Below are 23,865 nucleotides of genomic sequence, written 5' to 3'. Positions count from 1 at the left end.
TTAGCGCGCTGTGCCGGCCGCTTGTTTGATCCCTATCAAGTTGGAATTCGTTGGTGGAAATAACAACAGCCGGTACGGGCTTGACGAGAATCAACTTCAGCCCTTGCGCAGTGTCTACAGTTTTCGACAGAAGGCCATTCGGTCGACAAGTACAGGACAGAAGCCATGCGAAGCGATAACGAGATGATCGACGTTGGCCGTGCAATGCAATGCAGCATTGTCGGGTTGTTGCATGGCAAACCGTTTCCGGTCCAGTTCCGTCGCCAGGGCGCTATTGATGCCTGGCAGGGCGCTGTGGGTGGCTCGGCTATCTGGACACGCTGGGTGCAGCCGCATGCCACGTGCGGGGATATCATGCGCGAATTGCTCTGGCAACTGGAACAGGAGTGGCCTCTGGCTGGCTGGCCGACATCAGTCACAGCGCCCGTGACGGCAAACCGCAACATCCTTGCCGCTGCGGTCAGTGCCAATCTCAAATATCACCTGAACAAGGGGGTTGTGATCGACGCCACCCCTGCGCTGGAAACCTTGCTGTCGCATTCCGACGTCGACCTGAGTGTGCCGATGAGCATGGTCGGGCTACCTTACGCGAGCCAGTACCTGCGCTTCGGCCCCGCTGCAAGCGGAAGCTTGAAGGTGCCGGGTTCAAGCGATCGTGATGTTGTTTTCGACGGGGTGTTTTGCTTCGCGACGCCATCCGCCGCCGGCGACGGGTACATGCTGGAGCTTCTTTTCATCTGCAAACGGCATGATTGCGTCAACGGCCATGTACTGGTGCTTGGCATCACTGATCGCGATGACACGACGGTCGCTGCATGGCTGGACCGGGCCCTTGGGCCCGAGGCGAATCATTCCGCCGAAGGGTACCCGCACCCGATTTACGCGGCGGTCAGTTACGTCGTCAAGCTGTTCCTTTACATGGGATTGAAACAGGCGCGCGTCGTCGAACACCGGGACCACGACATCGCCGTGCGTCGCTTGGCCGGACTCGGCGAGCGCAAGCGTGCCAAGCTCGCCCAGCGCACGGGGGCGCTGTACAACGGCATCGTCGTCGGTCCGGAGCGTTTGCCGACGGGCGCCGGCAGCCATGGCACGGGGGGCGGTGTGGCACCACACTGGCGGCGCGGCCATTTCCGCATGCAGCCTTGCGGGCCGCGCAATCTCGACCGCAAGCTGATCTTTGTTGCGCCAGTGCTGATCCACGCGGACCGGCTTGCGGGCGAGACGCCGGCGCCGCGCTCGTATCGGGCGCGCGCGGATCGGCGCGTGGCAGCGTAAGGCGCACGCTACTCAGGCGCCGGCCTTCGCCTTCAGGTCGAGCATGGAGCCGATTTCCGGGCGCTTTGTGACGCCGTCTGTGCTTATCAGGAAGGTATTCCATCCCAACTGTTTGCGGTCCGCTGTACGCAGGCGCAAGCGCTTGACGCAGGCCGGCTTCAGCAGCCGCAGCACTTCGAAGCGCACCATCGGCACGGCGAACAGACGCATCATCTCCGCCAGTGCCGCGAGTGCATGGCCGCCGGGCAGGAACGCTGTCAGCTGGTCTTCGTCGAGCGGCCCGATGCGCAGGCGCGCGCGCAGGTCGTGGCGCCATAGCCGTACGCCAAGTGTCGCGCCGTAGCCAAGTACCGGCGCGCCACTGCCCAGCGTGCTGCGCCGGTTGGGCGGGATCGGATCCCACGCGCCGACCAGCTGCTCCACGGCGATCGGCACGCCAAAGTGGTGCGACAGGATTTGTGCCATCGTGCCGGCGGCCACGGGACGGGTCCTGAGCAAGGCAGCGTAGTAGGCGCGTATCGTATCGCTGCTGTTTGAATGCGAGCCAGCTTTGCCGGCCAGTGCAGTGAGCAGTGGCAAAAGACGATCCTGTCCCTGCACGGTAATGGTCTGCTCGACCCGGTATTTGCGCCACGCGTCGAAGAACAGGCCAATCACCCGGTTTGAAAACACGTCGACCAGGGCGTGCTCGCTGGTGTCCCGGTCGACGGCGTAGCGCAAGGCGATCCGTTCCGTGTCGTGCGCGGGAAGGGTACCGCTGGCGCCCAGCAGGCCGATGAAGGCCGGCGTCACGTGCATCTTTTTGATCGCGCCGTTGTCCTCGGTTTCGATCGAGACTGCGCACACCTCGCTGGCCGGAAAGCTCAGCGACAGGCTGTTATGAAAGCGCAGCACATCGCGAAATGCCCGCTCAGAGGTGACGCCTTGGCTGCGCAATTGGCGCAACAGCAGCGTGATGAGTTGCACGAATTCGAACTGCCAGGGCGCGTCCTGCAGGCGCGCGATTACACCAGGTGGGTGCTGCCGCTGCGTGGTTTGCATCGAAACAGTTCCTTTCCGCTGTCATGCGCCAGAACGACCAGTTCGACAAAGCTGTTGAAGTGCACATAGCGCCCAAGAAATTCGTCGAGCACTTGCGTGAACAGGTGCAGGCCCGCACCGGTGTAAGCCGCTTCGTCGAGTGTCAGGCGAATTTCCATGCCGTGGACGAGCGAGGTGCCGCGCTTGTGGCGCATCCATGCCGTCGTCTCTTGTTGTTCGACGGCGATGATGCCGCCGATCTGCCTGCGCGAGGTCGGTGACTGGGCCAAATCGTACAGCGTCAGCATTTCGCGCAGACCGTGGGCGCCGTCATGCATCAGTGACTGGTGATTCAGGGCCAGATGGGAAATCAGACGCCAGTGAGTATCGGGACCGTTGAGCAGGCGAGCCGGACGGGTCGGGCGGCGCAACATGCGGATCGTGCCACCCGCGGCGCTGCCCGGCAGGAACAGGTCGCCCTTCGCCGCACCGACCCTGATGGCGCAGGGCAGGTCGCGATTCGTGCAGTGCAGTTCGATCGACAGGGTGCCACGATCGATTGCCAGAGGGTTGGCACTGGCATCGACCAGCGAGATCGATTTTTCATGGCCGGGACTGCAGATGGCCAGCGTTTCGTCATGGCGCATCAGCCAGTAACGGCCCTGGCCGGCACCGTCTTCCTCGCCATGGCGCAGCGAATAGAACGGCCGGAAGGCGGTGACGGTGGTGTGCTTGCCGAACTGCTGCACCATGTGCACCTGATCGACGCTGTACACCTCGAACGCGGCGGGGTAATTGCTGTGTGCCAGCACGGTGTAGTCGGCCGCCAACTGGTCGAAGGTGATCGGTACCCCGGCCTGACGGAACAGATTTACTACTGGCGTGCAGCCTTGCAGCAGATGGGTGCTGGACAGGTTTGACAGCATGCGGGCCTGGTCGGCATCGGCGCGGATGCCGGTAATGGCCAGGTGCAGCGTCAGGCGCGACGTCCCGGCCGGCGCCTGTGCCAGCAGCGCCGCCAGGTCAACCTCGAAGAAATTGAATTTTTCGGGGAAGGCAAAGTATTCAGCAAGCAGCCGGCTGGCCGGGTGCGAGCGCGCATCCATGGGCAGCAAGGCCTCGTCGTCGGCACAGCCAACTGGTCGGACTGGCAGCGTGGGTAAGCGCTGCCATGCGCCATCTTCGCCGAGTTCTACATAGGCGCCGGCAGACCGCATGAACAGGGTGTCGCGCAGCAATGCGCAAAACGAAGGATCGGCGTCGATGTAGAAGCGCATGCTTGATGCTGACGCAGTGCAGAGCGGCGCGCCAGGCGTCGACGCGGCGAAGACCAGCGTCAGGCACGAGGTCGCATCCGGCGGCAGGCGCGTCGCGGCAGGCGCATCGATGAGCGGGGCGTAGCTGGCACTGTCCAGTACCACCGTCGCGGGCGTGAGCGCGTAGGCCGTGGTGAAGGTACATGGCACGCCCCCCATGGGTGCGCTCTGCAGTTGGGTACCGCGTGCGACCGCCGTGAAACTGCCGGACCCATCGCAGAAGCGCACGATGGCGCACGACGGAAAAGGCCGCAGGTAGTGCGGGAAAAGCAGATTCAGCAGCGCTTCGGTAAATTCTGGATAGGAGTCGTCGAGCCGTTTCGTCACGCGCGCGCAGAGCAGGGCGACGGCCTGGATCAGGCGTTCGACGTGCGGGTCGTCGCAGGTGTCGCCCCCTATTTGCAGTTTGGCTGCCACCTTGGGATAGCGCTGCGCATACTCGCGGCAGAGCGACCTGAGGATGACGAGTTCGTGTTCGTATTTGGCAAACAGTTCATCCATGGTGGGATCTCACGTCGCGTCGTCAATCGAATATTGCTGCAGCGATGGGCGGAACACCGCGTTGAAGGACATCGCCTGCGCGGCCACGCCGTTCTTGAGCTCGGCGGTGATCATGAATTCCACCCGGTTGATCGCGCCCTTTTTCGGGCTGAGGGTGACCTGGACCTTGTGCAGGCGCGGTTCGTGGTGTTGAATGGCCTGGCATACGGCGTGGCAGATTTTTTGCTGGTCGGTGTCGCTCGTCATGCACATGCCCGCAAAATCGATCAAGCCATAGTTGAGGACGGAAGCGGCGAGCGCCTCACCTGGTGGCAGCGTGAGTGCCGCCACACTCGAACGCGTGTTGAGCAGCGCCATCAGGTCACGCGTGATGCTTTGCCGGCATGCCTCGGCTTCTGCTGCGTGGGTCGGCCGGCGTAACACATGGGTTTGCGCGTCATCGTCGGCAAGTCGATCAAACAGGCCGGGCGAAAAGCCTTGCATACGATGTCCTCGATGGTGCCGTCGACGGCGGTGGGTGGATTATCCGACCTTGAGCAATCGAAACATTGTGATTGGGCAATGTAGTGATGTGGTGTGCGAACGCGCCGCGTTTTGCTTTATGTCAACTGGCATCGGCCCGGTAAAAGACATGCTTCCAGGAATCAGTTGATCGGCACATTCGCGGAGGAAACATGAGCATCGGATCGAAGATATTGTGGTCGGAGGGCTTGACGCTCGGCCCGCAGCACTTTCAGCTGCAGGACATTTATCACGAAAACCGGCTGCGGCGGATCGTTGCGACGATCAATCCCCACCTCTGGGGCGTGCTGTCGATGCAATGGAATCTGGATGCACTGGGGCACAATCGGCTGCACGCCGACACCTTGTCGGTGCTGTTCCCTGACGGCGATGTCTACGACGCCCCCGGCGCCGACCTGTTGCCCGAACCGGTCGACCTGTCGCGCCTGCCGGCCGATATTCAGACCTTCACGTTTTACCTTGCGTTGCCGGTGCTAAAACCGCAGGGCGGCAATGCCGAAGGCGATAGCCGCTATGTCCGCTGCGCAGCCGAAGCGCTGGACCTGTTCACTGAAGCGCTGGCAATCGACGTGCCGTATCTCAAAAAGCAGCCCCGCCTGATCTCGCATCTGGTCACGCGCGACGCCCATGCGAGTGTGCCGTTGATTCGGATCAGCCGTACAGAGCAGGGCGGCTTTGAAATGGACGCGACGTTTATTGCGCCGTGCGTCGGGATTGGCGCCACGCCTGCACTGGGCCGGATGCTCGATGGCCTGATCAGTGCGATGTCGGCCAAGATTGAAGCACTGCAGCGCATGCATCGGAAAGTCAGTGCCGACACCTACGAGGTGTCGGCCGGCGATATGTCGTCCTGGTGGATGCTCAATATCGTCAGTACGGCGAACGCCCAGCTGATGCACTGTGCCAGATCGCCCGGCCATCATCCCGAAACGCTGTATCAGAGACTGCTCAACGTGGCCGGCGGCTTGATGACCTTCTCCGACCGCTACAAAACGGCCGATCTGCCGGTCTACCAGCACGAAGCGTTAGGGGAGGTGTTCGCCAACATGGACACAGTGCTGCGCGACCTGGTCGACACAGTGATTTCAGCGCGCTATTTCTCGATACCGCTGGTGGCGGACAGGAACCGCACTTCCCTTCGCCGTGCCGTCCTCGATCCGGCCAGAATCACACCGGAAACGCAGCTGTGTCTGGCGGTGAACGCCGATATGCCGGGACTGCAACTGGTGGCGTCGGTGCCGAACCGGCTCAAGCTGGGCGCGCCCGACGATATCGAGCATATCGTCGGGTCGGCGCTGCCGGGCATTCCGGTTGTTCACATGCCGCAAGTGCCGAGTGCAGTCCCGGTGCGCCCGAATACCTATTATTTTTCGGTGTCGACAAAAAGTGCGCTGTACGACAAAGCGCTCAAGGCCGGCGCACTGGTCGTGCTTGCACTGGACGGCATTCCCGGGCTCAAAATGGACCTCATTGCCATCACGTGAACGGTTACTCGTGCCTTAACGCCTCAATCGGATCCATGCGCGCCGCCCGCCGCGCCGGAAAATACCCGAACAGCACTCCAATCGACAGCGAAAACAATAAGGCCAGCACGTTGATGCCAACATCAAAACTGTAAGGCACGCCCATCAGCTGCGCCAGCCCGAACGAGGCCCCCGTCGCGAGCATCACGCCGACCACGCCGCCGAGCGCGCACAACACCATCGCCTCGATCAGGAACTGCAGCAGCACCTCGTTCTCGAGCGCCCCCACGGCCAGGCGCAAGCCGATTTCGCGGGTTCGCTCGGTGACGCTCACCAGCATGATGTTCATGATGCCGATGCCGCCGACCAGCAGGCTCACCGCGGCAACCGCGCCCAGCAGGGCGGTCAGCACGCCCATCGTGCTCGACAGGGTTTCGGCCAGCTGCTGGGTATCGAAAATGTTGAAGTTGTCGTCGGCGCCATCGTCCGCGCCGAGTTTGCGGCGCTCGCGCAGCAACTGGCGCAAACTGGCTTTCAGACGCGTGCTGTCGCTGCCGTCCTCCATCGAGACCGCCAGCATGCTCACCTTGGTTCCGCCCGTCACGCGCCGCTGCAGCGTGTGCAGCGGCACCAGCACCAGGTCGTCCTGGTCGCCCATGCCGCCTTGTCCCTTGGCCGCCAGGATGCCGATCACCTCGCACGAGAACTGTTTGACGCGCACCTGCCGGCCCATGCCGGTCAGGCCAACGGTGCCGCCAAACAGCTCGGCGCGCACCGTCTCGCCGAGCAGACAGACGGCGGCGCCGGCGCGCAGTTCGTCGTCGTCGAAGCGGCGCCCGGCGGCCAGTTTCCAGTTGCCCGTGTCGAACCAGGCATTGCTGCTGCCGGTGACGGTGGTGACCCAGTTGCGCCCGTTAGCCACCACCGTGACGCTGGCGCGGCCCTGCGGCGCCACCGCTGCCACGCCGCCGATCTGGGCGGCAATGGCCTCGCCGTCGGCTTCGGTAAATTGCGGCACCCCACGCCCGCCGCCGCCACCGCCACCGGGCTGGCGCTGGCCCGGATTGATGATCAGCAGGTTGGTGCCCAGGCTGGTGATCTGGGTGGCGATCGCGCGCGTGGCGCCATTGCCCAGCGTGACCATGGTGATCACGGCACTCACCCCGATCACGATACCCAGCATGGTGAGAAAAGATCGCAGCAGGTTGCGCCGTACCGAGCGCAAAGCCAGCATGATTACACTGAGCAGCATCAGACGTCCTCGCCGGCCGTGGCGCCCACCGGCGCCGCTGTCACCGGATGCGGGTTGGCAAAGTCGCGGGCGATGCGCCCGTCGATGAATTGCACCATCCGGTGGGCGTAGGCGGCCATGTCCGGTTCATGGGTGACCATCAGCACCGTGATGCCCTGGTCGCGGTTCAGGCCCAGCAACAAGCCCATGATTTCGTGGCTGCGCTGCGTGTCAAGGTTGCCGGTGGGCTCGTCGGCCAGCAGCACGGCCGGTGACGTCACGATGGCGCGCGCAATGGCCACGCGCTGCTGCTGGCCGCCGGACAGTTCGGCCGGCGTGTGCTGTTCCCAGCCGGCCAGTCCGACCGCAGCCAGCGCGCGCGTGGCGGCAGCGCGGCGCGCGCCGGCGCTGTCGCCGCGGTACAGCAGCGGTAGCTCAACGTTCTCCTGGGCCGAAGTGCGTGCCAGCAGATTAAAGCCCTGAAACACGAAGCCGAGATAGCGCCGGCGCAGGCGCGCGCGCTGGTCGCGCGAGAGCGGCTCGACGTGTACGCCCTTGAACAGATAGGCGCCGCTGCTGGGCGTGTCGAGACAACCGAGGATGTTCATTGCGGTCGACTTGCCCGAGCCGCTCGGGCCCATGATGGCGACAAACTCGCCTGCGTGAATGTCGAGGTCGATCTCGCGCAGCGCCATCAGTTCGGTGGCGCCGCTGCCGTAGCGCTTGCACACCTGGCGCAGGCTGATCAAGGGTGCCGCGCCAGCAACCACGGCGCGGCTCATTTGGCCACCGCCGATTTCTGGTCGGTGATGACCAGCATGCCCGCCTGCAGGGCACCGCCGGTGATCTCCGTCAGGTGGCCGTCGCTGATGCCCGGCGTGACCGCCACGGCGCGCGGCGCGCCCTTGCCATCGGCCGCCAGCACCCAGACCTGCTTGGCATTTGCGGTGCTGGCCCCGCTGGCGGCGGCGCGGCGGGTGCGGTTGCCTGGCATGGACGGGATCAGGCCTGCCGCCATGCTTTTTTTGGCCGGCGCTGCCGCGCTGGCGCTGGGGCTGAAGCGCAGCGCCGCGTTCGGCACCAGCAACACGCCATGGCGCTCGGTTGCCGTGATGGTGGCGGTGGCGGTCATGCCCGGACGCAGGCTCAGGTCGGCGTTGTCGACGTCGAGGTAGGTCAAATAGGTGACCACGTTGTCGGTGATGGTGGAGCCCAGGCCGACCCGGGTGATGCGCGCCGGGTAGTTGCGCGCGAGGTAGGCGGCCACTGTAAACGTGGCGTTTTGCCCGTTCTGGACGGCGCCGACATCGGCTTCATCGACATACACCCACAGGCGCAGGCGCCGGATGTCCTCGGCAATGGTCAGCAGCGTGACCGCCTGCAGCGAGGCCGCCACCGTGTTGCCGGGGTCGACGCTGCGGGTCAGCACCACGCCGTCGGTGGGCGCGACGATCGACGCCTTCGACAAGCTGGTCTGGTCGGTCGAGAGCGCGGCGCGGGCATCGGCCACGCCGGCGCGCGCACTGGCGGCGTCGGCGATGGCGCGGGCCAGCGTGGCGCGCGCAGCATCGTGCTCGGTTTTGGCCGGCATCTGGCCAGCGGAGAGGGTGGCAAGCTGGTCGAACCGGGCCAGCGCGGCGCGCGCTTCGGCCAGCGTGGCCACCGTTTGCGCCACCTTGCCCGTGGCCGAGGCCAGGCCGGCCTCGGAGCGGCGGATCTGGTCGCGCAGCTTGGCGGTGTCGAGCACCACCAGCACTTGCCCCTTGCGGACCTGGTCGTTGACGTCGACGTTGACCTTCAGGACTGTGCCGGACAATTCGCTGCCGATGTTGATCGAGCGGGTCGGCTGGATGGTGCCATTCGCCGTCACCAGCAGCGTCAGGTCGCCGCGCGTGACCGCGACGGTGGTGTAAGTGGGGGCGGCGGCGCTGGCGCGCTGGCGTTGCCAGGCGAGGGCGCCCAGCACGATGGCGATGACGCCCGCCACGACCAGCCACGTGCTCCAGCGCCGCCACCATGGCGGCGCGGCCGTGTCGCCAAGCAGCGCGGCGACGCCGTCGGTGCTGGCCGGCAGCGCTGGCGCTGCCGTCGATGCGGGAGGAATGGTGGGCTTGTTCATCGTGGTGTTCCTGTGATGGTGCGTGGCGGCGTGGTGCCCGGCCAGCCGCCGCCCAGTGCCTTGTAGAGCCGTACCTGGTCGGCATGGCGTTCGCTGGTGCTGACCGCGAGAGCGTCCTGGGCGCTCAGGCTGACGCGCTGGGTGTCGAGCACCACCTGGAAGTCGATCAGGCCGCTGCGATAGCGCTGGCTGGCCAGTTGCGCCGCATTCGCCGCAGCGCTGGCGGCAACGCGCAGGCTGGCCTGCCGCGCGCTTTCGCTGCCGAGCGCGACGAGGGCATCTTCGACCTCCTTGAGTGCGGCCAGCACGGTGGCGGCGTAGGTGGCGCCGGCCTGGTCGAGCAGGGCCTGTTGCACGCGTACGTTGGCACGCCGGGCGCCGCCGTCGAACAGGGGCGCGCTCACGTTGGCCAGCAGGCTGGCCGCCACCGAGGCGGCGTTCGGTAGTGCAGACACACTCAGTGCGTTCAGGCCGAGCGCGCCACCGAGTGAGAAATCGGGCAGGCGCGCCGCGTCGGCCTGGGTCACCAGCGCGGCAGCGGCGGCGACGCGCGCTTCGGCGGCGCGTACATCGGGGCGCTGGCGCAAGGTGATGGCCGGCACGGCCGGGACCAGCGCGGTCATGGTCGGTGCGTTGCAGGTGTCGCCGGTGCCGGCCAGACGCGCGCGTAGCACGCCCGGCGCCTGTCCGGTCAGCACCGACAGGCTCGATTCGGTCTGGGCCAGCGTGCTCTGAAACGCCGGAATTTGCGCGCGCGTTTGCTCGACGGCGGTGCGCGCCTGGTCCAGTTCGAGCACCGTGATCTGGCCCGCCTGGACGCGCCAACTGGTCAGTTGCAGCGTGTCTTGCTGGCTCAGCAAGCCGGCCCGCGCGATTGCCAGCCGCGTCTGCAGGCAGCGCAGGCTCAGATAATCGAGCGCCACCTCGGCCGCCACCGACACCTGGACGTCGGCCAGGCTGGCGCCGGCAGCGACGACACTCGCGTCGGCCGCGCGCACGGCGGCGCGCTGGCCGCCGAACACGTCGAGCTCCCAGCTGGCGTCGAAACCGGCGACAAAACTGTTCGCACTGTTCTGGTGTGCGCGCGCGCGTTGCGCCGATACGTTCGCGCCCAGCACCGGCCACAGTCCTGCGGCCTGCACGTCGGATTGTGCGCGCGCCTGCGCCAGCGCGGCGCGGGCGCCGGCGATGGCGCGATTGTGCGCCAATGCCTCATCGACCAGTGTGACCAGCAGGGGATCGTCGAAGCGCTGCCACCAGCGCGCCAGCGGGGTGGCAGGCGCACTGGTGGTCGTGACGCTCCATTGCGCGGGAACCAGCACCTGCGCTGACGGTGGCGCCGGCGGCACCAGTGCGCTACAAGCGCCAAGCAGCAGGGTCAGGGCGCCGACGCACAGCATGGCTGGTCGGCGTCGGCGGTTGTTTCGGGTAGCGCGCATCGTTGACAGTTTCTCGGTCAGGCCCAGGGGCAAGCCAATGACTATCGAGGTTCGCGGCGCGGCCGTCTGTGTGCTTCACCGCTCAAGCCTGTGCGCCAGGTCGGCGCCCTGGTGGTGATTGCCTTCACGGCGCCGGGAAACGCCTAACTTGCGAACAGCTTGAGCAAGGCAACCGCGGGAGAAACGGCGCCGATCCTGCGGTTCGATTGTGCCGCTTCCAGAACCTCGACCAGCTCATCATACTTGTCGGCTTGCCGGTCATTCAAGTTGGTCATGCTCATGCTCCAGCGCGGAAACGTACGAAACTTCGCTGGTTCGTTATAAAGTATGCGCGAATTTTTGTGTCGCGGATCGTGTTCAATTTTGCGGTAAAGCTGATCGAGGGTCGATTCCGGACCTTCCAGCACTTGCAGAAACCAGCCGCCGTTGTAAAACAAACTGCCAGTTACATCCAATGGAGCATTGTTCGTTTTGGCCTTGTCCTGAATGTCGGATAAATCGGCTGGAGACATCTTGCGTACTGCCTGGCTTATGTAGACGAGTTGATTGATTGACACTTTGACAAACTTTCTTTGTGGGCATGCGTAAACTATAGCTTCAAGGCAAAATTGTGTCGATAAAAAAAGTGCACTTGGGCAATATTAGGCGGGTCAATGTGTACAGGCCGGGTGTCGTCAACTGGCGCCGACCTGCTCGGCGAAGTCAATCGCCCGGTTTGTTCGTCTGGTTTACGCCGGAATGAAATATTGGAATATTGTCGGCAAGGCAGCGCGACGAACAGCCGGACGAACCGGCCTTTGCGCTGCAAGTCCTCGCCGTTGCTTCTCAGATGACGCTTATGGCTGATATGCAAGAACCCGCGGCCCTGCCATTTTGTTCAACGATTGTTCAGTCGGTGTAGCAAGCCGCTCAGCAAGCACGGCAGACACGACGGCCTGGATGACGTGAATGGCCCAGCGCTCGCTGGCCTTTCTTGGCCCCGCTGCACGTTCACCCTGCGTGATGCCAAGCATCGGTGCGATGCAGCCGATATTGACCGCATACAGCGCGGTGCCGTACAGCGTGCCAAGGGCGACAGGCGACAAGGTCGGGGCCAGCTTGCGCAGGGTGGGCAGCGCCACGGCAAACGCAGCCGAGGCGCCAAGGTGATTGGCGAACTCGACGATACTGGTGCCGCTGTCGCCGATCAGTGCACGGGAGCCGGTGTGGGCGTCGATCCAGTCGACTGCGTCGCGGTCGAGCGTTTTGGTCAGAACCCCGCTCTTGCGTCCGGCCAGCATGACCAGGGTGGTCAGGACGCCGGCAGCCAGGCCGCCGAATAATGCCGCTTTGTATTGCTTCATGAAACCTCCGATGTGCGTTGCGCGCCGTTCGCTCAACCTTGAATGGACGACCTTACGCTGCAAGGACGCCAGCCTCGGTTAGACAACGAACGGAGTGGCACACATCAGGCCGGCGCTGGTGTCAGACCTCGGGCTGCATGCGCTGCACAATCTCGTCGAACGAGGGGCGCTGCGCAGGGGCCGCTTGCGTGCAGTCAGCCTGCAACTGCGCCAGACTGGCCAGCGTGTGGCTGGATGCCGCTTGCCCGTCGCAGCGCGCGAGCAATTCCTCCAGCAGCAGGCCGAAGGCGCGCACTTCCAGCCGCGCCAATGCAGCGGCGTGCGGGCCGTCTTGCGCAAACAGCGACGCCGCGCCGAAGTCGCCCAGCAAGGCGTCGCCTGCAACCGTATGCAAGATGTTGTGGGCGTACAGGTCGCCATGCAGGATGCCGCGCGCATGCAGATGCTGCGCCGCCGCCGCGATGCCACCGGCCAGCCGCAGCAGGGCATCCAGGGTGAAGCGTTTATCGTTCGCGTACACGTCGCGCGTGCAGCTTTCCAGGCTCGGTGGGCCGGCCAGGTTGTGGAAAGCGGGGTCGACCAGCGCCATCACGCAGCCGTGCACGCCCTCCGGGTGGTCCGTCACTTCGCCCAGCACCGCAATCAGGTTCGGGTGCGCGCCCGCGCTCAGGCAAGCCGCCAGCTCGCACGCCGGCAGGCCGTCGCTGGTGATGGCGCCCTTGAACAGTTTGACCGCGACGTCGCGCGCGCCGGCCAGCACGGCTTGCGAAATCACGCCGGACGCGCCTTCGCCCAGCTGGTGGGCCATCTGCAAATCGTTCCATGCGATGGCAGGATGCGCGCCGCAGGAGGCGGCCGCTTCATCGGCCGCGCTGAACGGGTTGCCGGCGCAGGCCAGCCAGGCCAGTTTCGGCATCGCCAGCAGCCACGCGGGGAGCGCCGTCAAACGATTGGCGGCGATGCGCAGCAGTTCCAGGTTGGTGCAGCCAGCCAGTGACTCGGGCAGTGCGCTCAGCTGGTTCCCGGCCAGCATCAGCTTTTGCAGTTGCGTGCAGCGACCGATCGTGGCCGGCAGGGCGGCGATGGCATTGTCGGTCAGGATCAGCCAGCGCAGCGCGATCGGCAGGGCGCTGGCCGGTACTTCCCGGATGCGGTTGCTCTTGAACCCGATCATGGTCAGATTCGGGCACGCGCCGAGGACCGCCGGCAGTACCGTGAACTGGTTCAGTGAACAGAACAGGACGCGCAGTTTGCTCAGGCGCGGCAGGTCGTCGGGCAGGGTGGAGAGCGCATTGCCGGACAGGTCGAGGATTTCGAGCGTGTCGGCCAGGTCGAAAATTTCACGAGGGAATTCGGTCAAAGCGCACGAGAGTTGCAGCCGGACGGCGCCGGCCAGTGCGCCGTTCTGTAGTTGTTCCAGGGTCTGCATGAGGAAGGGAAGGCAAAACGCCGTATTCTACCCTTGCCCTTGCTGTATCGGCTCGCGCAGACGCGTTCCACCGCATCAATCCTGTTTGCTTTGAGTCGGGCAGTCCGGAAGTCAGCGCGCAAGTCGTCCTTACAAATCGTCCAGATTCTCCTTCAGCCAGTCTGCCCGCGCCTGAAAATCGGCGATGGCCTGCGCATCCATTTTTTCCAGCTGCCGGTAGGCCATCCCGATGCGCGGATTATGCGCCAGCGTGGGCGCATTTCTCTGAAAAAAATCCCAGTAGAGCGCATTGAACGGGCAGGCGCGCTCGCCCAGCCGCTGTTTTTTGTCGTAATGGCAGCCTTTGCAGTAGTCGCCCATGCGGTCGATGTAGGCGGCACTCGAGACATACGGCTTGGTGGCCAGCACGCCGCCGTCGGCAAACTGGCTCATGCCGATGGTGTTCGGCGCTTCCACCCATTCGAAGGCGTCAATGTAGACGCCCAGGTACCAGCGGTGCACCGCGTCGGGCGCCAGCCCCGCCAGCAAGGCGAAATTGCCGATCACCATCAGGCGCTGGATGTGGTGGGCATGGGCCTCCTGCAGCGATTGGGTAATGGCGTGGGCCAGGCAGTTCATCTTTGTTTTGCCGCTCCAGAACCACGCGGGCAGCGCGCGTTCGTGGCGGAAAAAATTCTGCTCGGTGTAGCCCGGCATCCGGTCCCAGTAGACGCCGCGGACGTATTCGCGCCAGCCCAGGATTTGCCGGATAAAACCTTCCACGGCGGCCAGCGGCGCGCGCCCGTCGGCGTAGGCCGCTTCGGCGCGCGCCACCACTTCGCGCGGGCCGAGCATCTTGACGTTCAGGGCGAACGACAGCATTGAATGAAACAGGCGCGCCGCCTGCGTCGACATCGCATCCTGGAAGTCGCCGAAGTGGGGCAGGGCGTGCGCGATGAAGGCGTCGAGCTGCGCCAGCGCTTCGAGCCGGTTCAGGGCCCAGGGGAACTGGCTGGCCTTGGGGTCGCCGAACGATTGCACGCCGGCGTTGACGATGGTTTGCCACAGCGCCGCGTGGTCGTGGAGCGTGCGCGCATCGCGCGGTTCGGCGGGCGTGCCGCGCCATGGTTTGCGGTTATCGTGATCAAAATTCCACTGCCCGCCGGCCGGCTGTTTTGGACCGTCCATCAACACGCTGTGCCGGACCCGCATCTGGCGGTAAAAGAACTCCATCAGCCATTGCTTGCGGCCGTCGAAGATGGCGGCGGCTTCATGGCGGCCAGTATAAAAATGGTCGGTATCGAACAGCACCCAGGGAATAGCGGCCTGGCGGCCGTGCAGGTACAGCTGCTGGTCGAGGCGCCATTCGTCGGGCGCCTGGTATTCGACCGAGCTGGCGTCGTATCGCTTTGCCAGCGCATCCAGGTTGGCGGGTATCGCATGCAGGTTGGCGGGGTCGTCGATCGCCAGGTAATGCACCTGGTGGCCGGCGACGCGCAACTGCCGGGCGAGATCGCGCATGGCGGCAAAGATCGCCAGAATTTTCTGGGCGTGATGCAGGACATAGTCGGTTTCCTGACGCACTTCCATCAACACATAGGTGGTTGCGTCATCGACCTGGCTGAACCAGCGATGTGCCAGATTGAGCTGGTCACCGAGGATCAGCCGGAGCGTATGGCCGGAAGGGGAGGCGGGCGTTGTCATGCGGCGATGATAACGCGCCAGGCATACGCGCCGATGGTCAAACCCTGTTCAGCACCGGTTCTGCGCAGCATCCGTGGGCACTGTTACCGTCAAGGCGCTGGTGCAGCAAGCGGTGCCTGTTTGCGGAACCGGACGTTTCTGCCGCCGTCGTCGGGTTCGCGCAGCCAGCTTGATGCGGCATAAAAGCGTTCGGCGCGCGTGCCGCGCCCGGTGTCGAGGGTGATGGCCGGCGCGCCCAGCCCGAACAGCCAGGCCTCGGCGAACCCCATCAGCTTGCGGCCGATGCCGCGGCCTTCATGGCCGGGCTGGATGAACAGTGCCCAGATGCTGGCGTCGTCGCGGCTGGCATAGGCAAAGCCCACGATGCGTCTGCCGCTGCAGCAGACCCAGCCGCGACCACGTGCGTCCAGATAGTCGCGATACATTTGCAGGGTGACTTTGCTGGGGTCGGAGAGGGTGTTTTCAGTGACGCTGAGGCGGATGCGCGACATCGCCGGAATATCGGCGCTGCGGGCGCGCCGATAGTGCAAGGCTGGCAAGGAGACTGCGCGACGACGTGGCTTCATGGGTCTCCCGTTTCACACTCGAATGCGGGAGTATCACACATAACCGTCATCCGCAAACTTAGTCTTTTTTCTCGTAAATCTTGTCGAACAAACCGCCGTCGGCAAAGTGCGCCTTTTGCGCCTGGGTCCAGTTGCCGGCGACATCACCGATCGTGAACAGTTTTACCTTGGCCAGCTGGTTCGCGTATTTCGCCGCGGCCTTTGGCGTGGCCGGACGGTAGTAATTTTTGGCGATGATGTCCTGGGCTTCATCGGTGTAGAGGAACTTCAGGTAAGCCTCCGCCACCTTGCGGGTGCCACGCTTGTCGACCACCTTGTCGACCACGGCGACCGGTGGCTCGGCCAGGATGCTGACGGATGGCGTGATGATGTCGAATTTGCCCGGGCCGAGTTCCTTGACGGCCAGATAGGCTTCGTTTTCCCAGGCGATCAGCACGTCGCCGATGCCGCGCTCGACGAAGGTGGTGGTGGCGCCGCGCGCGCCGGAGTCGAGCACCGGCACGTTTTTATACAGTTTTTGCAGGAAGGCGGTGGCCGTGGCCGGCGTGCCGCCCGGCTGCTTGAGCGCATAACCCCAGGCCGCGAGGTGGTTCCAGCGCGCCCCGCCCGAGGTTTTCGGGTTGGGGGTGATCACGGCCACGCCTGGCTTGATCAGATCGTTCCAGTCTTTAATCCCTTTTGGATTGCCTTTGCGGACCAGGAACACGATGGTCGAGGTGTAGGGCGACGCATTGAGCGCTTCGCGTTTTTCCCAATCTTTGGCCAGCAGACCGCGCTCGGCCAGTGCATCGATGTCGTAGCCGAGCGCCAGCGTGACCACGTCCGCTTCGAGGCCGTCGATCACCGCGCGCGCCTGTTTGCCGGAGCCGCCGTGCGACTGCTTGATTTTGACGGTGTCGCCGGTTTTCGCTTTCCATTCCCTGGCGAAGGCTGCATTCACATCCTGGTACAGCTCGCGGGTCGGGTCGTACGAGACATTGAGCAGCGAGATATCGGCGGCGAGCGCCGGCTGCAGCAGGGCGGCAGCGGAGAGGGCAATAGCGAACAGCATTTTTTTGACCAACATGACTTTCCTCGTTTCGAACCAGCATTTGATGAATTGATCCGTGCAGCGTACCGCTTGGGCACGCAAAAACGAACGAAGCTTTTCGCTCTGCCATATCTGATTTTTGTGCGATCGCCAAGCCCACGTTGTGCACAAAAAACATCATATTGCTATTAAATTATTGTTGGAAGTAAAGACAACTTGCTATCCTTTGTCTTAGAACCGTCCCACCTGCACACTCCCCCCCCTCTATAAGGAAAAGGTATGAAACCTTCCGTCTCCCGTGTTTCCCGTGTTTCGCTGTCGACTTGTCGTACCTTGATGTTTTTAGCCGTCGCCAGTGCGTTCCCCGCACAGGCGGTGCTGGCGCAGGAAACGGCCACCACGGCCGCGCAGGATGCCGCCGCAGCAGCTGCCAGCGGCAAGCTCGAAACCGTGATCGTGACGGCCCAGCGCCGCTCGGAAAACATCAAGGATGTGCCGATGGCGATCACCACCTTGCGCGGCGAGAAGCTCGACACGCTGACGGCCGGCGGCCAGGACATCCGCTTCCTGTCCAGCCGCACGCCGAGCCTGTCGGTTGAATCCGACTACGGCCGCTCGTTCCCGCGCTTTTATATCCGCGGCCAGGGCAATACCGATTTCGATCTGAATGCATCGCAGCCGGTCGGCCTGGTGGTCGACGACATCGTCCAGGAAAGCCCGATGCTCAAAGGCTTCCCGGTGTTCGACGTCGAGCAGGTGGAAGTGCTGCGCGGCCCGCAAGGCACGCTGTTCGGCCGCAACTCGCCAGCCGGCGTGATCAAGTTCGATTCGGTGCGCCCGACCTTTAAGACCGAAGGCTATTTGTCCGGCGGTTTCGGCAACGACGGCGTCAAAAATTTCGAAGGCGTCTACAACCTGCCGATCAGCGACACGGTGGCGGCGCGCCTGTCGCTGCAATCGCAGAACCGCGACGACCGCGTGCACAACCCGCGTCCGACCGGCACCAAGGACTTCGAGGGTTACCACGACAACGCCGGCCGCCTGCAGGTGCTGGTGCAGCCGAACAAGCAGTTCAGCGCGCTGTTCAATTTCCACGCGCGTAACCTGGACAACAACGCCACGCTGTTCCGCGCCAATATCATCAAAAAAGGCACCAACGACCTGGTCGACAATTTCGACTACGGTAACTACCCGACCGACGGCATCAACGAGCAGACCCTGCGCACCAAGGGCGGCAGCGCGCGCCTGCGTTTCAATGGCGATGGCATCACGCTGCACTCGATCACCGGCTACGAAGCAGCCCATTTCTACAGCCGCGCCGACGTCGATGGCGGCTACGGCGCCGTGTACGCCCAGCCGAGCGGCCCGGGCTTCATTCCCTTCGTCGTGGAGACGGCCGACGTGCTGCCGAACCACAAGCAATTCACGCAGGAATTCCGCGCCGAGTCCAACTACGCCGGCCCGCTGCAATGGATCGGTGGCCTGTTTTACTTTAAAGAAGACATCCGCATCGACAGTATCGCGTTCGATTCGCTGGCCCCTGGCAATCCGCTGAGCCCGAACTACGCCACCCAAACCCAGCAGACCTCGTCGTGGGCGGCGTTCGGCTCGCTGAACTACACCGTCTCCGAGCAGCTGAAACTGCGCGGCGGCCTGCGCTACACCAACGACTCGAAAGATTTTTCGGCCAAGCGCGTCGAAGCGACCACGGCCGGTCCGTTCGTGATCGACCGCGATTCGCACAACATCAGCTGGGATCTGTCCGGCACCTACGCGCTCGACAAGGACACCAATCTGTTCGCGCGCGTCGCCACCGGCTACCGCGCACCGAGCATGCAGGGCCGCCTGAACGGCCTGGCCGACCGCCCGTCGTTTGCCGGTTCGGAAAAAGTGCTGTCGTATGAAGCTGGCATCAAGGAAGACTTCTTCAACCAGCGCGCGCGCATTTCGGCCAGCGTGTTCCAGTACCGCGTCAAGGACAAGCAGCTGACGGCGGGTAGCGGCGTGATCAACATGAACCAGTTGCTCAACGCCGACAAGGTGACCGGGCAGGGCATCGAACTCGATGCGCAAGGGGTATTGAGCGAAAACTGGCGCGTGAGTGTCGGCGGCAGCTACAACGACACCGAGATCAAGGACAGCGCCCTGTTCGTCCAGCAGTGCGGCAACTTCGCCAACACCGGCGGCGTGGCCGGTTGCACGGTGACGAATGCGGTCGGACCATTCCCGGGCACCGTGCGCATCGACGGCAACCCGCTGCCGCGCGCGCCGAAGTGGCAAGCCAACTTCACCTTGCGCTACAGCGTCCCGGTCGGCAACGGCGAGTTCTACGCGTCGACCGACTGGACCTACCGCAGCACCTACAATATGTTCCTGTACGAAGCGAAGGAATATAAGGCCAAGGCGCTCACCGAAGGCGGCGTGCGCGCAGCTTACAAGTGGGCTGACGGCAAGTACGAGCTGGCAGCGTATGCGCGCAATATCACCGACCGCGTGCAAGTGGTGGCGGCGATCGACTTCGATAACCTGACCGGCATTACCAACGAGCCGCGTACCTTCGGCCTGCAGCTCAAGGCGAACTTCTAAGCAACAGCTTTCATCGTGGTCGTGCACCGCAGTGAAGACTGCGGTGCCTTCGATGAATTTTGAAAAGTGCTATCCACATTTCTATGGCGCACCCCAGCTTGCGCCGCCTGCTGTATCGTTGCCTGAACGTGCAGTCATTCTCCAGGAAACCTTGTTCGGAACCACGAGCGAGGTCTTCAGTAAAGAGTGCGTACAGCGCCTTTTCAAATCGTCTCGCCTGATGAATTCCAACTGCATCTGCAACAACGGCAGCGTCGCCGTTGTCGCATCTCGTCATTGTTTTTCGTGGTGACGGTGCACCTGGCGTCCTGATGGCCAGCCGCTGAGGTAACGCGGCGTCCGGACGCCGGCTGATGATCGGTTACGGATACGTGAAAAACTTAAAGCTTGACCAGCTCGACACGACGGTTTTGCGCGCGTCCAGTCTCCTACTTCAGCTTCGCATCACTCTTGAGCAAGGCCGCGATTTCATCGACCGCCGGCTTGCCGTCGGCGCGTATGGTCGCCTTGTCGGTATCAAAATTGATATACAGCGGGATATGCCCCTTGGCCGCCAGTTCGGTGTGCATCGTGGCGGCGCTGACCAGGGTTACGGTCTGCTCCATGGTTTTTTCTTCGGTGACGACAATACAGGTATTGTCATCCTGGAACATCAAGGCGATCCAGATATTTTTCCCCGGAACGCGCAGCTTCTTTTTCAGATTCTCGACGTTGCCAATGGCGGCAATCAGCGCCGGATCGCTTGCAGGAACGGTGTTGACCTTCACCGCGCCCAATCCTTTTAACGCCGCTTCGTCGTTGCGCTGCGTCGCCATCTGCGAAATATCGGCATGCCGATTGTAGAACGCACGCACCTCTACCTTGCCTTCGACCATGCGCAACTGCTTGCCGACGATAAAGCCGACGGCGTCGAAATTGGCTTTTGCAGTTCGTTGAAACACGGTAGCGAGCGGGGCAGGATAAGCCAGGTAGGGAAACGGCGGCAGCGCCGTACTCTTCACCGGCAAGGCATTGATGTCGAGCGGCTGGGGCGCAGCAGGCGGGGCGCCGGTCACGGTCACCGCCTGTGCGTTGGCGACCGCCCCCTCGTAGACATCGTAGGACATGTCAAAATTGGGCTGGTGTAGCTTGGCCATTTTAAACGACACCGGGTAGCCGGGCATGGTGGTGGTGTTGAACGGGAACGCCACATACGGAAACGGCGGGATGGTGGCGGTTGTTTCCGGTATCGCGCTGGAGTCGAACTGCGTGGCGGCTGCCGCCTCCCGTCCCAGACCCGCAATGACATCGGCCTCGTTTTGCGGTTCGGCCAAGGCAACCGGCACGGCTCGTGCGACAGGTTGCGGTGCGATGCGCACGGCCACTGGCGGCGTCGGCTGGGCGGACGGCGCGGCGGGCTCTTTGCAGGCCTGGAGGGTCAGGAGAGCAGGTTCGAAGGCATTCATCAATGACGCCCGGATTGACGCCCTCGAGACGATCGATCAATGGTTGATCGACTTGATGATGCAGCCTTCTGCCATGAGTTGGACGCCCAGTTGTGGAAATTCCGGGGATGTTCCTACCCGCACGCGTTTGCATTGCACCACCCCCTCCAGACGGCCCTGATAGTTCATCAAGTCTCTCAGTCGCTCTTCTGTCACCGATTCATCGAAAAGGATCGTCGCGCCGCCTGGCTGCGCCGTAAATTCAGTGGCCATGCCGATGATTCCGCTGAGTTCATAATCATTGACGATCCCGCCAACCGCGCCCTCAGTGAAATGAAATTGCATATTTTTTTTGTCCAATGAAGCATTCATTTCGAAGGGAGGGAAAACCCGCGGCGTGGCTGCAAACGCGGGTGCGCTCGCAATCAACAAACAAATAAAAAAATGACGACGCATGAGTAGATCTCGCTGTTTAAATGGGTTGTTAGAATAATATGTTAATAAAACAATTCGATGCCGTTGCGTCTATTCGCTAGCGCATGCTTGCACTTTTTTTCGTATCGGACAACAAGTTTTTCAATCTGTATCTATTCGCTGCGCTGACAATTTTTCAGGAAAATCGTGTCCGCGCAGGCGGTGCCCAAGTTCGGCAGTTGCTCTTTTCTTGTAGATTACATCCCGTTACACGAAGGTAAAACCAGACAAAGTTTACGGAAATGACCGGAAGTAATTGCTTTTAAATTAATGCAAATTTTTCTCGCTGCTATTCGTAGGGAAAGCCAGTGCTGCTATAAATACAAGCCATTCACTGGGTTAAGTTTAACAACCACACTATTTTTACAAAATAAGCCACCAATACTCGCGTTGCAGATCGGTCTTTGCGGAATTAATATGAGTTCGCTTTCCAACTCGTCTATTATCTACTTTCTGTTTTACGAAAAAAATCGTCGCAGGGTATCGGTTGGTGGAACCGGCGCACTTGGCCAAACGACTGCCAGCGCCGTCAACACTTGGCGCTGGTGAGGGAGGAAAGCACGCTGGTGCACGCTGCCGCGCGCATGGACATGAGGCCGGTGTTCGGATTCGTGAGAATACTCGAACCGGTATCGCTGGTCGTGGGAAAACCCCGCGATCCGGCCTTGTTTTTGATGGAGAAAAGCAAGTGATGCGATCACGGCAACGTGGCCAGGCGATGGTCGACATGGCCACGTGGCCTGATGCCTTGAACAATCACGATGCATGTTCTCCGGTGGCGCGACCGGGCAACCCCTGATTATCTTTCTCCAGCTGCGCCAGCCGCTCCAGCAAGGGGGCGGTGGCCGCGCGCACCTCCTGTTCAGTGAACCGCGGCGTAATGTGCTGTGGACAATTCCAGTCGAACGCATCCAGGCGCAGCCGGAAGATGCGTTCGATTTTTGCTTTGTAGCCGGGCACGGTCACCAGCGTTGTCAGCGCCGGATCGTCGTCCACCCCCAGCGTCTCCACATGCACGTAAATTTTCAGCCGCGCGCGCTGCGGGTAATCCATCAGAAACAGGCAGGCGCGATCATTCGCCGCCAGGTTGCCAGTGCTGATGTATTGGCGGTTGCCGCGGTAGTCCGCGAACGCCAGCGTGGTCTCGTCCACCACCTTCAGAAAACCCGCCGGGCCGCCCCGGTGCTGGACGTAGGGCCAGCCCGTTTCCGACACCGTCGCCATATAAAAGCTGTCGCGAGCGCCGATGAAAGCGGCCTCGTTGCCGGTAAAGCGATCGGATGCACGCTGGCCCTGGAAGTCTTCCCAGGTGGCGGCGGCGCCCATACCGTCCTGCACGGCGCGCACGCTCGGTGTGACGGCAATATCGAGAAATCCATAGGACATGGCAGCGCTCCGGTGTTTTAAAACTGCAGTATCCACCTTTCCATGGGACGTGAGAATCCGGTATTATTTGGAATAAGACTACCAAAAAATGGAAGGCTGAAATGGATCGTCTGGAAGCCATGGCCATGCTGCTGACGGTGACCGAGCAGGGCAGCCTGTCCGCAGCGGGACGCTTGCTGCACGTGCCGCTGGCCACGCTGAGCCGCAAAATATCCGACCTGGAAACGCTGCTGGGCGCGCGCCTGCTGCTGCGTACCACCCGCAAAATCAGTCTCACCGATGCCGGGATCGCCTACGTGGCAGCGGCGCGCCGCATCCTCGAGCAGGTCGAGGAAGCCGAGCGCGCCGCCGCCGGCGAATTCACCGAGCCGAAAGGCGAACTGGCCATCACGGCGCCCTTGCTGTTCGGGCGCCTGCACGTGTTGCCGCTGGTGGCCGAATTCCTGGCGACCTATCCCGCCATCACGGTCCGTTTGCTGCTGCTCGACCGCAACGTCGACCTGATTGACGACCACGTGGATATGGCGGTGCGCATCGGCAAGCTGCCCGACAGCACGATGGTGGCCACCCAGGTCGGCGCGATACGCACGGTGACCTGCGCCACCCCGGCGTTGCTGGCGGCCCACGGCGTGCCACAGGCGCCCGCCGACTTGCTGCGCTACCCATGTGTGACGGTGGACACGCCGATGCCGACGCCGTCCTGGCGCTTCCGCCAGCCGGACAGCGGCGCCGCGCTCGACATCGCCATCGTGCCGCGCCTGACGCTGAGCACTGCCGAGGCCGCTGCCGACGCCGGCGTGCGCGGGGTGGGCGTGGTGCGCTTGCTGCACTACCAGGTAGCCGCACCGGTTCGCGCGGGCGCGCTGCAGCTTGTCCTGGCACCCTTCGAGCCGGACAGCGCGCCCGTGCATCTCGTGCACGCTGCACGTGGCCAGATGCCGCTCAAAATGCGGCGCTTCCTCGATTTTGCGGCGCCGCGGCTGCGCGCGGCATTGAAGGCGATCGGCGCGGGCCTTCCATCAGCCGAAGCTTAGCCAGCCGGCGTGTGACGCCTT

Annotated in this window: 20 protein-coding genes; 4 read left to right on the top strand and 16 right to left on the bottom strand. The window is 63.1% G+C overall.

The window, feature by feature from the left end; all coding sequences use genetic code 11:
- Positions 1-165 precede the first annotated feature (165 nt).
- Positions 166-1,278: a hypothetical protein gene (locus V6M87_RS25400; protein ID WP_332879471.1), complete on the top strand. Its 1,113-nt coding sequence runs from the start codon at positions 166-168 to the stop codon at positions 1,276-1,278.
- 12 nt (positions 1,279-1,290) lie between these two features.
- Here the strand turns inward: V6M87_RS25400 and tssG are convergent, their stop codons facing one another.
- Genes tssG through tssE form a run of 3 tightly spaced genes read right to left on the bottom strand, consistent with a single transcriptional unit; the run spans position 1,291 to position 4,598 of the window.
- Positions 1,291-2,319 carry a type VI secretion system baseplate subunit TssG gene (gene tssG / locus V6M87_RS25395; protein ID WP_332879470.1) on the bottom strand — a complete coding sequence of 343 codons (1,029 nt, stop codon included), beginning with the start codon at positions 2,317-2,319 and terminating at the stop codon, positions 1,291-1,293.
- On the bottom strand, positions 2,283-4,115 hold the full coding sequence (gene tssF, locus V6M87_RS25390; protein ID WP_332879469.1) for a type VI secretion system baseplate subunit TssF: 1,833 nt from the start codon (positions 4,113-4,115) through the stop codon (positions 2,283-2,285). The genes tssG and tssF overlap by 37 nt, the downstream gene beginning before the upstream one ends.
- A 9-nt stretch (positions 4,116-4,124) precedes the next feature.
- Positions 4,125-4,598, bottom strand: a complete 474-nt coding sequence (gene tssE / locus V6M87_RS25385; protein ID WP_332879468.1) for a type VI secretion system baseplate subunit TssE — start codon at positions 4,596-4,598, stop codon at positions 4,125-4,127.
- A gap of 191 nt (positions 4,599-4,789) precedes the next feature.
- On the opposite strand from tssE, the gene tssK reads away from it, so the two are divergent.
- The gene (gene tssK, locus V6M87_RS25380; RefSeq protein WP_332879467.1) at positions 4,790-6,121 is read left to right on the top strand and encodes a type VI secretion system baseplate subunit TssK; all 1,332 of its coding nucleotides are present in this window, start codon (positions 4,790-4,792) and stop codon (positions 6,119-6,121) included.
- A gap of 4 nt (positions 6,122-6,125) precedes the next feature.
- On the opposite strand, the gene V6M87_RS25375 is transcribed toward tssK, so the two are convergent.
- From V6M87_RS25375 to V6M87_RS25330, 10 genes are all read right to left on the bottom strand, one after another.
- On the bottom strand, positions 6,126-7,352 hold the full coding sequence (locus V6M87_RS25375; RefSeq protein WP_332879466.1) for an ABC transporter permease: 1,227 nt from the start codon (positions 7,350-7,352) through the stop codon (positions 6,126-6,128).
- Positions 7,352-8,113, bottom strand: coding sequence for an ABC transporter ATP-binding protein (locus tag V6M87_RS25370; RefSeq protein WP_332879465.1), 762 nt, complete (start codon positions 8,111-8,113; stop codon positions 7,352-7,354). Before V6M87_RS25370 ends, V6M87_RS25375 begins: the two co-directional genes overlap by 1 nt.
- A complete protein-coding gene (locus V6M87_RS25365; RefSeq protein WP_332879464.1) occupies positions 8,110-9,450 on the bottom strand; it encodes an efflux RND transporter periplasmic adaptor subunit in 1,341 nt (446 codons plus the stop codon). Before V6M87_RS25365 ends, V6M87_RS25370 begins: the two co-directional genes overlap by 4 nt.
- Positions 9,447-10,889, bottom strand: coding sequence for an efflux transporter outer membrane subunit (locus tag V6M87_RS25360; RefSeq protein ID WP_332879463.1), 1,443 nt, complete (start codon positions 10,887-10,889; stop codon positions 9,447-9,449). Before V6M87_RS25360 ends, V6M87_RS25365 begins: the two co-directional genes overlap by 4 nt.
- Positions 10,890-11,032: 143 nt before the next feature.
- Positions 11,033-11,446 carry a BLUF domain-containing protein gene (locus V6M87_RS25355; protein ID WP_332879462.1) on the bottom strand — a complete coding sequence of 138 codons (414 nt, stop codon included), beginning with the start codon at positions 11,444-11,446 and terminating at the stop codon, positions 11,033-11,035.
- A gap of 279 nt (positions 11,447-11,725) precedes the next feature.
- A complete protein-coding gene (locus tag V6M87_RS25350; protein WP_332879461.1) occupies positions 11,726-12,232 on the bottom strand; it encodes a hypothetical protein in 507 nt (168 codons plus the stop codon).
- Between the two features lie 121 nt (positions 12,233-12,353).
- Complete coding sequence (locus tag V6M87_RS25345) at positions 12,354-13,661, bottom strand: leucine-rich repeat-containing protein kinase family protein (protein WP_332879460.1); 1,308 nt, start codon at positions 13,659-13,661, stop codon at positions 12,354-12,356.
- Positions 13,662-13,790: 129 nt separating this feature from the next.
- On the bottom strand, positions 13,791-15,344 hold the full coding sequence (locus V6M87_RS25340) for a cryptochrome/photolyase family protein (RefSeq protein ID WP_332879459.1): 1,554 nt from the start codon (positions 15,342-15,344) through the stop codon (positions 13,791-13,793).
- A gap of 89 nt (positions 15,345-15,433) precedes the next feature.
- Positions 15,434-15,910: a GNAT family N-acetyltransferase gene (locus V6M87_RS25335; RefSeq protein ID WP_332879458.1), complete on the bottom strand. Its 477-nt coding sequence runs from the start codon at positions 15,908-15,910 to the stop codon at positions 15,434-15,436.
- Positions 15,911-15,968: 58 nt separating this feature from the next.
- On the bottom strand, positions 15,969-16,976 hold the full coding sequence (locus V6M87_RS25330; protein WP_332879457.1) for a sulfate ABC transporter substrate-binding protein: 1,008 nt from the start codon (positions 16,974-16,976) through the stop codon (positions 15,969-15,971).
- Positions 16,977-17,219: 243 nt separating this feature from the next.
- Here V6M87_RS25330 and V6M87_RS25325 point away from each other — a divergent pair, with 243 nt between their 5' ends.
- Positions 17,220-19,526, top strand: coding sequence for a TonB-dependent receptor (locus tag V6M87_RS25325; protein WP_332879456.1), 2,307 nt, complete (start codon positions 17,220-17,222; stop codon positions 19,524-19,526).
- Between the two features lie 428 nt (positions 19,527-19,954).
- Here the strand turns inward: V6M87_RS25325 and V6M87_RS25320 are convergent, their stop codons facing one another.
- The 3 genes from V6M87_RS25320 to V6M87_RS25310 all read right to left on the bottom strand — a co-directional run bounded on the left by V6M87_RS25320 (position 19,955) and on the right by V6M87_RS25310 (position 22,810).
- Positions 19,955-20,971 carry a hypothetical protein gene (locus tag V6M87_RS25320; protein WP_332879455.1) on the bottom strand — a complete coding sequence of 339 codons (1,017 nt, stop codon included), beginning with the start codon at positions 20,969-20,971 and terminating at the stop codon, positions 19,955-19,957.
- Between the two features lie 36 nt (positions 20,972-21,007).
- The gene (locus V6M87_RS25315; protein ID WP_332879454.1) at positions 21,008-21,406 is read right to left on the bottom strand and encodes a hypothetical protein; all 399 of its coding nucleotides are present in this window, start codon (positions 21,404-21,406) and stop codon (positions 21,008-21,010) included.
- Positions 21,407-22,180: 774 nt separating this feature from the next.
- Positions 22,181-22,810: a pyridoxamine 5'-phosphate oxidase family protein gene (locus V6M87_RS25310; protein ID WP_332879453.1), complete on the bottom strand. Its 630-nt coding sequence runs from the start codon at positions 22,808-22,810 to the stop codon at positions 22,181-22,183.
- Positions 22,811-22,911: 101 nt separating this feature from the next.
- Between V6M87_RS25310 and V6M87_RS25305 the strand changes: the two genes are divergently transcribed.
- Positions 22,912-23,844, top strand: a complete 933-nt coding sequence (locus V6M87_RS25305; protein ID WP_332879452.1) for a LysR family transcriptional regulator — start codon at positions 22,912-22,914, stop codon at positions 23,842-23,844.
- The last annotated feature ends 21 nt before the right edge of the window (positions 23,845-23,865 follow it).

The organism is Massilia sp. S19_KUP03_FR1, from assembly GCF_036688685.1.
GTDB lineage: Bacteria > Pseudomonadota > Gammaproteobacteria > Burkholderiales > Burkholderiaceae_D > JALYUM01.
This window is presented reverse-complemented; position numbering and strand designations above follow the sequence as displayed.

Excerpts from the sequence above, each read along its gene's own strand:
- V6M87_RS25400 (WP_332879471.1), top strand. The coding sequence starts at position 166 with ATGCGAAGCGATAACGAGATGATCGACGTTGGCCGTGCAATGCAATGC.
- tssG (WP_332879470.1), bottom strand. The coding sequence starts at position 2,319 with ATGCAAACCACGCAGCGGCAGCACCCACCTGGTGTAATCGCGCGCCTG.
- tssF (WP_332879469.1), bottom strand. The coding sequence starts at position 4,115 with ATGGATGAACTGTTTGCCAAATACGAACACGAACTCGTCATCCTCAGG.
- tssE (WP_332879468.1), bottom strand. The coding sequence starts at position 4,598 with ATGCAAGGCTTTTCGCCCGGCCTGTTTGATCGACTTGCCGACGATGAC.
- tssK (WP_332879467.1), top strand. The coding sequence starts at position 4,790 with ATGAGCATCGGATCGAAGATATTGTGGTCGGAGGGCTTGACGCTCGGC.
- V6M87_RS25375 (WP_332879466.1), bottom strand. The coding sequence starts at position 7,352 with ATGCTGCTCAGTGTAATCATGCTGGCTTTGCGCTCGGTACGGCGCAAC.
- V6M87_RS25370 (WP_332879465.1), bottom strand. The coding sequence starts at position 8,113 with ATGAGCCGCGCCGTGGTTGCTGGCGCGGCACCCTTGATCAGCCTGCGC.
- V6M87_RS25365 (WP_332879464.1), bottom strand. The coding sequence starts at position 9,450 with ATGAACAAGCCCACCATTCCTCCCGCATCGACGGCAGCGCCAGCGCTG.
- V6M87_RS25360 (WP_332879463.1), bottom strand. The coding sequence starts at position 10,889 with ATGCGCGCTACCCGAAACAACCGCCGACGCCGACCAGCCATGCTGTGC.
- V6M87_RS25350 (WP_332879461.1), bottom strand. The coding sequence starts at position 12,232 with ATGAAGCAATACAAAGCGGCATTATTCGGCGGCCTGGCTGCCGGCGTC.
- V6M87_RS25345 (WP_332879460.1), bottom strand. The coding sequence starts at position 13,661 with ATGCAGACCCTGGAACAACTACAGAACGGCGCACTGGCCGGCGCCGTC.
- V6M87_RS25340 (WP_332879459.1), bottom strand. The coding sequence starts at position 15,344 with ATGACAACGCCCGCCTCCCCTTCCGGCCATACGCTCCGGCTGATCCTC.
- V6M87_RS25335 (WP_332879458.1), bottom strand. The coding sequence starts at position 15,910 with ATGAAGCCACGTCGTCGCGCAGTCTCCTTGCCAGCCTTGCACTATCGG.
- V6M87_RS25330 (WP_332879457.1), bottom strand. The coding sequence starts at position 16,976 with ATGTTGGTCAAAAAAATGCTGTTCGCTATTGCCCTCTCCGCTGCCGCC.
- V6M87_RS25325 (WP_332879456.1), top strand. The coding sequence starts at position 17,220 with ATGAAACCTTCCGTCTCCCGTGTTTCCCGTGTTTCGCTGTCGACTTGT.
- V6M87_RS25320 (WP_332879455.1), bottom strand. The coding sequence starts at position 20,971 with ATGAATGCCTTCGAACCTGCTCTCCTGACCCTCCAGGCCTGCAAAGAG.
- V6M87_RS25315 (WP_332879454.1), bottom strand. The coding sequence starts at position 21,406 with ATGCGTCGTCATTTTTTTATTTGTTTGTTGATTGCGAGCGCACCCGCG.
- V6M87_RS25310 (WP_332879453.1), bottom strand. The coding sequence starts at position 22,810 with ATGTCCTATGGATTTCTCGATATTGCCGTCACACCGAGCGTGCGCGCC.
- V6M87_RS25305 (WP_332879452.1), top strand. The coding sequence starts at position 22,912 with ATGGATCGTCTGGAAGCCATGGCCATGCTGCTGACGGTGACCGAGCAG.